The following is a 12,502-nucleotide window of genomic DNA, read 5'->3' on the forward strand; positions in this document are numbered from 1 at the left end:
AGAATATTGAATGTGAGGGTTTCAGTTATGCTGATTGGGTATGTGATTGCCTGCCGCTGAATTGCATGGGCGGCAGGCGTTTCGGCTTATTGGTAAAGCGCGCAGTTATGGGCCTGCGCATAGGCCGCATCGTCCTGAAGTTCAGTCTTTCCGCTTTCGAGGAAACGAATGCGTTGTGCCGAGCCTTCGGCATAGGCGGGCCAACCGGTCATCGGGGATCCGTCCCCCAATGCGGTCCAATAGCCGGTCATCACGTCGGCGGTCTTGCGTTGGTCGTCCGAGAGTTGGCCAGATATCAGCGTCTCCCAGACATAGGGCAGTTCCGCGCTATGGCCCGTGCCGATGGGGAAGGATTTCGGGATCGTCATATAGGGGCGGTCGGGGGCGGTCTCGTCGCCAAATTCATAGAGGTAGAGCGGCACATGACGGCCAAGGTCACCGATGAACGGAGCGATCGCACATGCACCGGAATCGGTGTCGATATCGGCCTTGGCCTTGCCCGGCGCGATATCCGCCGACGCCGAATACGCCGCCAGCAATTTGTCGGCGCGGTCCGGGTATTGTTTGCGGACATAGGATTCGTAACTGTCCCGCGAGATCGGCTGCAGCAGAAGGTCGTTGCCCTCATAGGTCGCCGCCGCTCGTTCGTTGCGTGTGTGACCAAAGATCACCGGCACCTTGTTGAACTGACCGGAAGCAATGGCCTCCTTGACCGGAACGGGCATTGCGCTGCCGCCCCAGGTCTGAGGCCAGCCGACGCCCGAGGTTTTCTGGGCAGCGATAATCTCGGCCGGCGTTGCTTCGCGAAGGCAGGCAAGGCGGTTTTCAGCCTTGTCGCAGCCAAGGGCCGCCACGAATTTCCCGCTATTGGCGATGGCCTCGTCCTTTGGCGTCATCGGACAGTCGCGTCCGCTTTGGACGATGGCCGCCGAGAAAAGTCCCGCCGCGGTTGGTGAGCCCAGAAGCCAGCAGACACCTCGGGCGCCTGCTGATTGCCCCGCGATGGTCACTCGTTTCGGATCGCCACCGAAGGCCGAGATGTTCTTTTGGACCCAGCGCAGGGCTTCGGCCCGGTCCAGATCGCCATAGTCCCCACTGCTTTTGCCGTCGCTGGATTCCGCCTCCAGTTCGGGCAGAGCAAGAAAGCCGAGAGCGCCCAACCGATAGTTCACGGTGACAACGACATGCCCGGAACGCGCCAATCCTTTGGGGTCCCAGTCCACCTTGGAGCCATTGACCGAACCGCCGCCGTGAAAGCCCACGATCACTGGCAGGTTTTTCGGGTCCGATTGTGGGGCATAGACGCTAAGGGAAAGGCAATCCTCGTTCCAGCTGGCCGGATATCCGGGGCGCCAGAAGACCGCCGCCTGAACGCATTCCGCGCCGGGATCACTGGCCTGAAAGGGGGTATTGAATGGTTTTCGCGCGACCGGAGGCGCCCACCGAAGATCGCCGACAGGAGCCTCGGCATAGGGAATGCCTTGAAACAGCGACAACCCGTCAACTTCTGTCCCGATGATCGAACCCGCCGGACTCTCGACCTCCGCAGCAAAAAGGGGCGTCGCGCAAACAAGCATGCAGAGGCCAGCTGCCTTGGGCAGGTATTTGAACTTATCCATGATTTCCCCTGAATGAGTCGGGCGAAGTGCAATGTCACTCCGCCCGGATGCCGGGATTAGCCGCCTGTCGAGGCGGTCAGGATTTCCAGCAGGCCTTTGTCATGCTGCAATCCGACCGTGCTGTAATTGTCGAACAGCATGGTCGCACCGTTTTCCGCAGTATAGGCAGGCCATTCAGGCAGACCGGCGTGGTTGGGATTGCCGGACCGCGCGAAGTTGATGAAGGCGCGCGACACGTCATAGGACATCGCTCGGGCATCCATGCCGCCGCCAAAGGCCTGCGGCACCAGATCGACCGTATACATGGCAAGCGGCACGTCGGCGACATGCCAAGTACCGGCGATCCCGTCGAGAACAGGTGAATCCCACGTGACAAGGTAATTGTAGACCGGGGCGCTGCCGCTTGCCGCTTTCACTTCCGCAGCCTTCAGCGAGGAGGCCCGCTGGGCCGGCGTGAAGAAGGCCAGCCGGGACAAGGGTTCCTTGGGATAGGCGCGCTTCCACGCCTCGGCAGCGGGTGAGGCCCTGTCGCCATAAAGCTCGGTCAGCTTGGCCATCGTCTTGTCGTCGGGCCACTTGGTCCAGTTATCCGCGAACAGACTGCTATTGTCGTTGCGGATGATCGTGCTGGATTCGTCCATGACATTGCCGACCATCAGCGGCTTGTCGGCTGCATATTTGGCCCAACCCTCGCTGACGGGATCGGCGGGCATGAAGCTGCCATCGACATTGGGGCGCCAGTTCACCCCCGTCGCCAACCCGGATTCGTTGATCTGTTTGATGGCAAGATTTCCCGCTGCAAGCAGATCCTCATAGGGGACTTCAGCGACTTTCGAGATCGTCTCGGGGGTAAGGCCCAGATTGACGATTGTCTTTTCACCGACAGCGCTGGCCACTTCGCGGGGAAGGGCGGCGATATTGCCCGCGCCGCTCATCACGATTGCCTTGTCGAACAGGTCCTTCGCATCCGGTGCGCCCATCAGGAAGCGCACCTTGCCGCCCCCTCCGGACTGACCCATGATCGTCACGTTATCGGGGTCGCCCCCGAAAGCCGAGATGTTGGACTGTACCCATTGCAGCGCCGCCACGATGTCCCGCATGCCGGTATTGGCCGAAGCGGCATAGCTGTCGCCAAAGGCCGAAAGGTCAAGCGCACCCAAGACATTCAGGCGATGGTTCAGAGTAACCACCACCATATCGCCAAGTCGCGCCATATTGGCACCCTCGTAGGATGCACCCTCGATCGAAGAGCCGTTGGTGAATCCGCCTCCATGAAGGAAGACGAGTACAGGACGCTTGGCATCGTCGTTGATGCCCGGACTCCAGACGTTCAGGAACTGGCATTTTTCGCTTTGCGGAAAGTAGCGATGCGGATTGAACTGCTCATCCGTCGCGACCTTATCCATTGCGGGGATCGGGCAGATTTCTCCATAATTCATCGCCAGACGCACGCCGTCCCAATTGTCTGGGGGTTGTGGCGCCATGAAGCGTTCGGCCTTGGCGTAAGGCACGCCACGGTAGGAATAGATCCCATTTTCGATGGCACCTTGAAGCTCACCTTGCGCGACCTTGACCACAGCCTGGCCTGCGGATGCCACGAAGCTGTCCTGTGCAAGAACAGGTTGGCCAGCAAGTACGGCCAATCCCAACGCTAAAGAAATTATGCCGGAATTCACTTTCATTCTCCTCCCGAGTTGAAAGTCAGATGAACGATAAAGGCTGCAAGGCGGGCTGATTGCGAACGAGCCGCCGAGTTAAGAATAATGGAGGTCGCTCTGGGTAAACCTTCATCCCAAGCCCAACGATGAGAGCGCCGTGCAAAAGAGTAACGCACTCGGAAGTCGTCACAGAATAGTCAGGTATTGAGTTTCAGTTATGCCAGATCGGCATGGAAAATCCGGAAACCCCGACTTGTGGCTCTGTCAATCGTGCGAACACGCCGATGCCGTCCTCGGTGGCGGTCACATCTTTTGGCGGGCTATCGCCGCAGCCGGTATCATACGGCGGGTACTATCGAATGCGTCCATGTGTAGGACCTTTTCTCGGGACGCTTCGCCCTTGGCCGGTACGAGACCCGCGGGTTGTGGTCAAACCATCAGCTCAAAGTTAAGGCTCACCATATAACATTTCATACAAACTTCAGCTTCTCACGTATTTCCGAGGTCACCGCATTGGTACCCTCAGGGTGCCGATAGCGGACCTCCTGGAAACTTCTGTCCTTCAAGATCATGGCCGCCAGCCCTCTGGGCTTGCTGGCGAGGATCCTCGCCAGTCAGGTGTTCTCGGTCGGCGGTCGGATCTTGGTCTCCGAGATCACGGCCATCGCGCCGACGATAAGCGGACGCCGGATGTCTCGCTGGCCTGACGCGCTCTTGCGGCTGAATCGCTACTTGCCGCCGCAGGAACGCCGCCGCGGAATGAGGCTCAGTCATGCCGAGAAGCCTCGTCCTCGGCGGATTTTTCCATAGGAAGAGCAACAATCGGCGGTGCCATCGAGGTGATGGGTCCAATGCACGGCATTATTTGCAAACGCCTAGAATAACTTCGAACCACGGCTGGCTGCTTCGATCCCCGCATCCAGTCGGGCAATCCGTCCGCTTCCATCTGATCCGGTTCCAAAACCGCGCGATCAAGTCCGCAGCTGAGGCGCTTCAGCTCCACGACGGTAACGTCAAAATTGCCAGCAGCCTTCGGACGCAGACTGCATTGCTCGCGATAGATCAGCTCATGATCCAGCTAGTTCCGTCAGGCAACGACCGACAGGTGATCCATCTGTCGCCGCCGCTGCGCCTCGAACTGCTGGCAACTTGATCAGGTTCGCGGCGATTGCTGCGACGCAGTCAGTTTGCTTTGGTATCGGTCGCATGCTCGAAGCCATTGGGTGGCGACTTGCGGCAACAGCATTCGCTGCGACGCGGACGAATTTCGGCGGCAGGTTCAGCTGCCCGTCCTTCCCATCCGCCACGGTGAACATGATGGCCGGGGGTAGTGCGGACAAAACCGCCGTTTGCCGCGCCGGTACGATGAGTCACCATTGATGGTCCACGGACATGTTACCTATGCGCGTTGCGCAGGCCAATTTGTGACAAACCCAAGCTATGCGCCGGAGCAGAAAATTGGCGGACCGCAACATCGTACGGGCGTCCAGAGGTCTGCACTTGTGTGCATGGATCTGCTACAATCAGCGCCTTGCCAGTAGATATTCGTCATCCGGAACTGGGTGGCCATGCGGTCGCGGCATCGCAAAAGATGGATTGCTTAGGTGCGGCCAGCTGGTTTTACGCCGGAAACTTACTTTCCCTAGCTCAGATCGACCAAGTCATCGCTACTCGCCACAGGGGCGAACGCAAATCGCCATCGCTGCGGGTACCTACCTCTCATTTATGCACACCTGTGCATTTTGTGTTGACAGCCTCCCTCTGTCAGGGAATCCTAAAGGCAGGGAGAGACGGTGGCGAGGGGGATCGCGACCGGCGGCGGACCCGCGAGGGACCGCAAAACATCTGGGAGGAGAGTGACCTTGCAAGCCATTGCAATTGGTGTCGCCTTGACACATGCGCTGCTGAGGTCCGGCTATGGCCTTGGCTGATCAGGACATAACCGGCCCCGTATCCGGGCGCGCCCGGTTGCGCTACAGGCTGCGGCTGATGCTGCGCGAGCCGACCACCCTGATCGGCATCCTGATGGCGGCGCTGTTTCTGTATCTGATCGTGGTGCCGATCCTGTCGATCCTGACGGATGCCGCCAGCGTCCAGTTCGGAGATGAGCGGCGGACCGGGGCCGGGTTGGGCAGCTTCACCCTTTACTATCTGCGCCGCGCCTTCACCTCGCCGGTGGCCTATGGTCTGTTCTGGCTGCCCTTGCTGAACACGCTGAAAGTCGGGTTCGGGGCCATTGCGATCTCGGTCGTGGTGGGGGGCATTCTGGCTTGGCTGATTGCGCGGACCGACATGTTCGGGCGGCGCTGGTTCGCCACCGCGCTGATCGTGCCCTATATGCTGCCGGCATGGACCTTTGCTCTGGCCTGGACCACGCTGTTCAAGAACCGCACCATCGGCGGGCAGCCCGGCTGGCTGGAGAGCATGGGTTTCTCGCCGCCCGATTGGCTGGCCTATGGGCAGTTTCCGATCACCATCATTCTGGCGCTGCATTACACCCCATTCGTGATCCTGCTGTTCGGCTCGGCGCTGCGGCGCTTTGACAGCCAGCTTGAGGATTCGGCCCGCATCCTTGGCGCCTCCAGCCGGACCGTAGCGTGGCAGGTGATCCTGCCGCTGATGCGCCCTGCCCTGATGTCGGCGGTGGTGCTGATCTTTGCAAAATGCCTAGGCGAGTTCGGCGTGCCCTATGTTCTGGGTCTGCCGGTGAAATTCGATGTGCTGGCGACCTCGCTTTACCGATCGATCGGGTCGCGGCAGACCGGCGTTGCCGGGGTGCTGGCCGGGGCCATCATGCTGATCGGCATGATCGCCATTCTGGTCGATGCCTATCTGGCACGCGAGGCCCGGCGCTTTGTCACTGTCGGATCAAAGGGGTCGATGAACCGTGCCTCACGGCTGAACCGCCTGCGCCTGCCCGCCACCGGCTTTGCCAGCACGATCTTTGTGATCAGCGTCTGCCTGCCGATCCTGACGCTGGCCCTGTCGACGGTGATGCGGCGGCCCGGCAGCTTTGCCCTGTCGAATTTCACGCTGGATTTCTGGATCGGGCAGGACCTGCCGACCGTCGCCATGCGCACCGGCATCCTGCTCAGCCCGGATCTGTGGCAGGCGGCGTGGAACACGATCTGGATCGTCGGCATCGCCTCGGTCTGTTCGGGGGTGCTGGGCATCCTGACCGGCTATGTCGTGGTGCGCACGTCTTCACGACCGCTGTCGGTCTTTATGCGACAAGTCACCTTCATGCCCTATCTGGTCCCAGGCATCGCCTTTGCCGCCGCCTATCTGTCGCTTTTCGCGGTGGCGCGGGGGCCGGTTCCGGCGCTTTACGGCACGACGATGATCCTGATCTTGGCTTTGATGGCCGATCAGATGCCCTATGCGTCGCGCGCCGGGATCTCGGCGATGATGCAGCTGGGCAAGGACCCCGAGGAAGCAGCCCAGGTCGTCGGCGCGGGATGGTTGCGCCGCATGACCTCGGTGGTGATCCCGATCCAGAAAGGGTCGCTGGTCACCGGGGTGCTGCTGCCCTTCATCTCGGGGATCAAGGGCCTGTCGCTTTTCGTCATCCTTGCGGTGCCAGCGACCGATGTGCTGACCACCTTCTCGCTGCGTCTGGTCGATTACAACTACACCCAAGCCGCGAATGCGGTGGTGCTGATCATTGCGGGCATTGCCTACGGCGGAACGCTGCTGGCGCAAAAGCTGACCCGCACCAATCTTGCTGAAGGACTTGGAAGCTGATGCCCGACATCATTCTCAGCAATGTGCAGAAATCCTATGGTGGCAGCGGACCCAACGCCGTCAGCGATCTGAACCTGCATATCGGCAATGGCGAATTCATGTGCCTGCTTGGCCCGTCCGGCTGCGGCAAGACGACGACCCTGCGCATGATCGCCGGGCTGGAAAACCTGACCGATGGCGAGATCCGCGTCGGCGATCAGGTGATCGACAGCCCCGCGAAGGGCAAGTTCGTCGGCCCGGAAAAGCGCGGCATGGGGCTGGTCTTTCAGTCCTATGCCCTGTGGCCGCATCTGACCATCGAGCGCAATATCGACTTCGGCCTGCGCCTGCGCAAACTTCCCAAGCCCGAACGCGAGGCACGGGTGGCCAAGGTCATGGCGGCGCTGGGGATCGAGAAATATCGCGGTCGCTATCCCAGCCAGCTGTCAGGCGGACAGCAGCAGCGGGTGGCGCTAGCCCGGATGCTGGCGGTCAATCCCGGCGTGCTGCTGCTGGACGAGCCGCTGTCAAACCTTGACGCCCGGCTGCGGCTGGAAATGCGGGCCGAGCTGAAACGCATCCATGCCGAGTTCCACACCACCATCATCTTCGTCACCCATGACCAATGGGAGGCGATGACGCTGGCCACCTCGATTGCGGTGATGAATGAGGGCAGCTTGCAGCAGATCGGCTCTCCGAATGACATCTACGAACGCCCGGCGAACCGTTTCGTCGCGGAATTCGTCGGCAGCCCGCCGATCAACGTCATCGAGATGGGCAAGGGTCACGCTTTGGACCGCGCCGCGCAGGATTGGCTGCGCCCGCGTCTGGGCGATGCGGCACGCGTCGGCTCGGTCGGGCTGCGGCCCGAGGCGCTGCAGCTGGCATCCACTGAGGCGGGCGTTCCGGCGGGCAGTTTCGCCCATCCTGCCACCGTGACCGGCATCCTGCCCACCGGCGGAAGCTGGATCATTGAGCTGAATGTCGAAGGGCGCGTGATCTTTCTGACCACGACCAGCTGTCCGACCCTGACCGGTGGCGAGGCGGTCTGGCTATATGCCCGACCGACCGCGATCCATGCCTTCGATGCCGGCGGTCAGCGCCTAGCGGGCGCGGATGAGGCCTTGGCCCGCGCCGAAGGCGGCGTCCAGATCGTCCGCAAGGCCTGACATCTTGAATGGAGAAGAAGATGAAATTTATCAGCGGGTTCGCCTTGGTTCTGGGCATGGCCTCGGCCGTTCAGGCCCAGGATCTTGATCTGGACGCCTTGATCGCTGCCGCCAAGGCCGAGCCGCCGACCACGGCCTATGCGGTGACCGGCAAGATCGTGGATACGGCGGCGGCGTTCAACGCGAAATACGGGCTGAACCTGACCGGCAAGAAGGTGAATGAGGCCGGGCAGGTTGATCTGCTGATCCGCGAAAATCAGGCGGGCAATGTGACGGGCTCGGTCTCGCTGGCCTCGGATGCGGCGGTGATCGTCACCGATCTGATCGCGAAGGGGGTGGTGGAAAGCTGGGTGCCTGCGGATATCGCGCCGCATCTTGCCCCCGACGCGCGTGATCCGCTGGTTGTGGTCAGCGATCCCCATGTCTGGGCCTATAATGCCGAACTGGGCGAGACCTGCCCGGTCACCAATATCTGGCAGCTGACCGAACCCGAATGGAACCGGCGCGTGGCGATGATGGACCCGCTGGAAAAGCCCGCTTATGCCGATTGGTTCAATCAGCTGGCCGAGCATCACGACGCGGAAATGGCGGCGGCCTATGCGGCGCATTTCGGCAAGCCGTTTGAGGGGGGCAGTGCCACCGAAGCTTGGGTCAAGGCCTTTGCCGCGAACGGCCCCTTGGTTGCCGACAGCTCGGGCGTGTCGGATGCGATCGGCGCGCCGGGGCAGGAAAAGCCGTTCTTCGGCATGCTGTCCACGGCCAAGTTCCGCGACAATCATGACAAGGGCTACAAGCTGGCGATTTGCGGGGGCATGCAGCCCTTTGCCGGCTGGCTGTATCCGGGCCTTGGGGTGATCGCCAAGGCGACGCCTGCACCGAATACCGCAAAGCTTTTCCTGCATTACCTGCTGACCGAAGAAGGCATCGCGTCGCAAAGCGTCGATGGCAAATTGCCCGCCGATCCCCGCATCGGCCTGCCCGCCGAGGAAGCCTCGGGCATAGCTGCCCATCTGCAGCAACTGATGGTCTGGAACACCGCGGCCTCGCCCTCGGATCTGGGGCGCAGGCAGGATTGGCAGGATCTGTGGATGACCGAATTGAAGCGCTGACACCAACGGACCCGTCGTCGAGGAGGGCGCGGATCCGTTCAAACGAGGGAGGGGAATGATGAAGACATACCTGATTTCGGCTCTGGCACTGACGATGGGGCTGGGCGCGGTACATGCCGAAGATTTCGATCTGAACGCGCTGATCGAGGCGGCGAAATCCGAACCGCCGCTGACGGTTTACGACTCGACCGGCAAGATCACCGACATGGCCGAGGGTTTCGCGGCCAAATACGGGTTGCAGGCGACGGGCACCAAGACCAAGGCCACCGCCCAGCTGGAGACCATCATCCGCGAGGTGCAGGCCGGCAATGTGCAGACCGATGTGTCCTTCATCTCGGATGTACCGGCGACCATCGGTCAGCTTTTGCCCGGCGGTTTCGCCGAAAGCTGGGTGCCGCCGGATCTGGCCAATGACATCGCCGCCGAGGCACGCGATCCGCTGCTGGTGGTGTCCAGCCCGAACGTCCTGACCTTCAACACCACGCTGTCAAAGACCTGCCCGATCACCAATATCTGGCAACTGACCGAGCCGGAATGGAAGGGCAAGGTCGCGATGCAGGACCCGCTGGGCAAGCCGTCTTATACCGACTGGTTCAACCAGATGCGCAGCCATGCCGACGAAAAAATCGCCGCCGCCTATGAAAAGCAATATGGCAAGCCGCTGGGCAAGGAATTCCCCAGCGCGACCGAAGCCTTCGTCGCCGCCTTGGCCAAGAACGGTCCGCTGCTGACCGATTCCGACAGCGCCGCCGCCGAGGCGGTGGCAGCACCGGGCCAGACCCAGCCCTTTGTCGGCCTGGTCTCGGCCGCGAAGTTCCGCGACAATGCCGGAGCTGGCTTCACGCTGGGCCTGTGCCATGGCGTCGATCCGATCATCGGCTTTTCGAATGCCACTGTCGCGGTGATCGTGAAAGGCACGGACAGCCCGAATGCCGCCAAGCTGTTCATCCATTACGCCATGACCGCCGAGGGGATCGCGCCGCAGGCCGAGGATGGCAAGGTCTCGTCGAACCGCACCGTCGGCCTGCCGCAGAACGAACCCTCGGGCATTGGCGCGCATATGGACGAAGTGCTGGCCTATATCCCGTCCTCGGGTTTGCAGGATTGGGACACCCGGCAGGATTGGCAGGATTTCTGGCGGCTGAACTATGTGCGCTGACCGATGCCTTGGGGACATGTTCATGAAAAAACTGCAGTTATCCGCCCTGTCGCTGCTTTTGGTCACCAGCCCCGCCTTGGCCGAGCCGTTCGACCTGAACGCCTTGATCACGGCGGCGAAGTCTGAGCCGCCGATCACCATCTATGACAGCACCGGCAAGATCGTCGACATGGCCGAAGCCTTCAGCGCGAAATACGGGTTGAAGGCGACCGGCCAGAAGGTCAGCGCCAACAGCCAGCTGGAAATGCTGATCCGAGAGGCGCAGGCCGGCAATATTCAGGGCGATGTGGCGCTGCTGACCGACACACCCGCCGCCATCGCCCAGCTTTTGCCGACCAATGTCCTGCACAGCTGGGTGCCCGCTGACCTGGAACCCGACATCCCGGAATCCTATCGCAGCCCGCTGGCGATTTCGACCAATGCCAATGTCTGGGCCTATAACACCGAAAAATACGACAAATGCCCGATCACCAATATCTGGCAGCTGACCGAGCCGGAATGGAAGGGCAAGGTCGTGCTGATCGATCCGCTGACCAAGGGCACCTATACCGACTGGTTCAACCAGATGGCGCTGCATGGCGAAGATGCGCTAAAGGCGGCCTATCAGGCGCAATATGGCAAGGCGCTGGTCAGCGACCAGCCCTCGGCGGCGGCAGCTTGGCTGGGGGCGATGGGGGCCAATGCGCCGCTGATGGCCGATGGCGACGACCGCGTTTCCGAGGCCGTCGGCGCCCCCGGCCAGCCCGAGCCGTTCATAGGCCTGCTGAGTTCGGCCAAGTTTCGCGACAATGCCGACAAGGGCTATCGGCTGGGGCTTTGCACCGGCATGAACCCGTGGGTCGGCTGGTCCTATAGCAAGCTGGGGCTGATCGCTTCGGGGACCGACAGTCCGAATGCGGCCAAGCTGTTCATCCATTACGTGCTGACCGAGGAAGGGATCATGCCGCAGATGATGGACGGCAAGATGCCGACCAGCGCCAAAATCGCCCTGCCGCAGGACGAGCCCTCGGGGCTGGCCCAGCATCTGGCCGATCTGTTCCCCTATGATGCCAAGACCGGGATGGAGGATTGGGACAGCCGGCAGGATTGGCAGGATTTCTGGCGCGTCCACCACACGCGTTAACCACAATTGACCGGCGGGCCGGGACGGTCCCGGCCCCCAGATCCAAACAATGGGCAGATGATGAACGACCATATCCTGCAGGCTGCCATCTCGGCCAGTCGCCTTGCGGCACCCGATCTGCTTGCGGCTTTCCGAGGCCGGATCGAAGTGGATTTCAAGGTGGACCGCCATGATCCGGTGACCATCCATGACCGCCGCGCCGAGGCGATGATCCGCGACAGCATTTTTCGCGCGGTCCCCGATTCCACCTTCATGGGCGAGGAAGGCGGCACCACCGGCGATGGTGAGGTGAAATGGTTCGTCGATCCGATCGACGGCACTTCGAATTTCGTCAGCGGCATTGCCTTCTGGTGCATCTCGGTCGGGGCGGTGGTCGATGGCAAGGTGGTCGCGGGCGCGATCTATGATCCGGTCGCCGACAACCTGTTCACCGCCTCCAGCGCCGGGGCTTGGCTGAACGGCAAGCCGCTGCGAAGCATGGATGCCCCGGCCGAGGAAAATGCCACCCTGATCTGCGGCTATCCGGTGACCCGCGATTTCCGGCTGGATGGGACTGATCTGTCCTTGCAGCGCTTCGGGCGCATGGTCCAGACCGTCGCCACCCTGCGCCGCCCCGGCAGCGCGGCATTGTCGCTGGCCCATGTCGCTGCCGGCTGGGTCGATGCGGCGGCAGGCTTTGGTGCCAATCCTTGGGATGTCACGGCGGGCATCCTGATCGTTCAACGGGCTGGCGGACGCTACCTGCCGTTCTCGATGGGAAAATGCCGCGACGATGCCCCGGCCTATGACCATCCCGGCTATCTGGCCCTTCGCGGCGGGGCCGATTATCCGACACTGAAGTCCATCGCGACCGAGATCTCGGGGCATCGGGCCACCACCCGGCCCATGGCCATGCAGGACTGAACAGACATGGCGCAAATAGGGTTGCACTGCTGTGCAAAT

Annotated in this window: 8 protein-coding genes; 6 read left to right on the forward strand and 2 right to left on the reverse strand. The window is 61.7% G+C overall.

Features of this window, described 5'->3' with window-relative positions; translation table 11 throughout:
* Positions 1-86 precede the first annotated feature (86 nt).
* Positions 87-1,619: a carboxylesterase/lipase family protein gene (locus IB235_RS18900; RefSeq protein ID WP_192338029.1), complete on the reverse strand. Its 1,533-nt coding sequence runs from the start codon at positions 1,617-1,619 to the stop codon at positions 87-89.
* Positions 1,620-1,675: 56 nt separating this feature from the next.
* The gene (locus IB235_RS18905) at positions 1,676-3,217 is read right to left on the reverse strand and encodes a carboxylesterase/lipase family protein (protein WP_370576942.1); all 1,542 of its coding nucleotides are present in this window, start codon (positions 3,215-3,217) and stop codon (positions 1,676-1,678) included.
* A gap of 1,977 nt (positions 3,218-5,194) precedes the next feature.
* Between IB235_RS18905 and IB235_RS18910 the strand changes: the two genes are divergently transcribed.
* From IB235_RS18910 to IB235_RS18935, 6 genes are read left to right on the forward strand one after another with little or no spacing between them, the layout of a single operon-like run.
* Positions 5,195-7,021 carry an iron ABC transporter permease gene (locus IB235_RS18910; protein ID WP_192338031.1) on the forward strand — a complete coding sequence of 609 codons (1,827 nt, stop codon included), beginning with the start codon at positions 5,195-5,197 and terminating at the stop codon, positions 7,019-7,021.
* Positions 7,021-8,169 (forward strand): ABC transporter ATP-binding protein, encoded by a 1,149-nt coding sequence (locus IB235_RS18915; RefSeq protein ID WP_192338032.1) that lies wholly within the window; start codon positions 7,021-7,023, stop codon positions 8,167-8,169. Before IB235_RS18910 ends, IB235_RS18915 begins: the two co-directional genes overlap by 1 nt.
* Positions 8,170-8,189: 20 nt before the next feature.
* Positions 8,190-9,278: an ABC transporter substrate-binding protein gene (locus IB235_RS18920; RefSeq protein WP_192338033.1), complete on the forward strand. Its 1,089-nt coding sequence runs from the start codon at positions 8,190-8,192 to the stop codon at positions 9,276-9,278.
* 58 nt (positions 9,279-9,336) lie between these two features.
* The gene (locus tag IB235_RS18925; RefSeq protein ID WP_225612473.1) at positions 9,337-10,437 is read left to right on the forward strand and encodes an ABC transporter substrate-binding protein; all 1,101 of its coding nucleotides are present in this window, start codon (positions 9,337-9,339) and stop codon (positions 10,435-10,437) included.
* 22 nt (positions 10,438-10,459) lie between these two features.
* The gene (locus IB235_RS18930; protein ID WP_225612474.1) at positions 10,460-11,560 is read left to right on the forward strand and encodes an ABC transporter substrate-binding protein; all 1,101 of its coding nucleotides are present in this window, start codon (positions 10,460-10,462) and stop codon (positions 11,558-11,560) included.
* Between the two features lie 60 nt (positions 11,561-11,620).
* Positions 11,621-12,463 carry an inositol monophosphatase family protein gene (locus IB235_RS18935; RefSeq protein WP_225612475.1) on the forward strand — a complete coding sequence of 281 codons (843 nt, stop codon included), beginning with the start codon at positions 11,621-11,623 and terminating at the stop codon, positions 12,461-12,463.
* The last annotated feature ends 39 nt before the right edge of the window (positions 12,464-12,502 follow it).

The organism is Paracoccus sp. PAR01 (genome assembly GCF_014851995.1).
In the GTDB taxonomy this organism is placed as follows: domain Bacteria; phylum Pseudomonadota; class Alphaproteobacteria; order Rhodobacterales; family Rhodobacteraceae; genus Paracoccus; species Paracoccus litorisediminis.

Excerpts from the sequence above, each read along its gene's own strand:
- IB235_RS18900 (WP_192338029.1), bottom strand. The coding sequence starts at position 1,619 with ATGGATAAGTTCAAATACCTGCCCAAGGCAGCTGGCCTCTGCATGCTT.
- IB235_RS18910 (WP_192338031.1), top strand. The coding sequence starts at position 5,195 with ATGGCCTTGGCTGATCAGGACATAACCGGCCCCGTATCCGGGCGCGCC.
- IB235_RS18915 (WP_192338032.1), top strand. The coding sequence starts at position 7,021 with ATGCCCGACATCATTCTCAGCAATGTGCAGAAATCCTATGGTGGCAGC.
- IB235_RS18920 (WP_192338033.1), top strand. The coding sequence starts at position 8,190 with ATGAAATTTATCAGCGGGTTCGCCTTGGTTCTGGGCATGGCCTCGGCC.
- IB235_RS18925 (WP_225612473.1), top strand. The coding sequence starts at position 9,337 with ATGAAGACATACCTGATTTCGGCTCTGGCACTGACGATGGGGCTGGGC.
- IB235_RS18930 (WP_225612474.1), top strand. The coding sequence starts at position 10,460 with ATGAAAAAACTGCAGTTATCCGCCCTGTCGCTGCTTTTGGTCACCAGC.
- IB235_RS18935 (WP_225612475.1), top strand. The coding sequence starts at position 11,621 with ATGAACGACCATATCCTGCAGGCTGCCATCTCGGCCAGTCGCCTTGCG.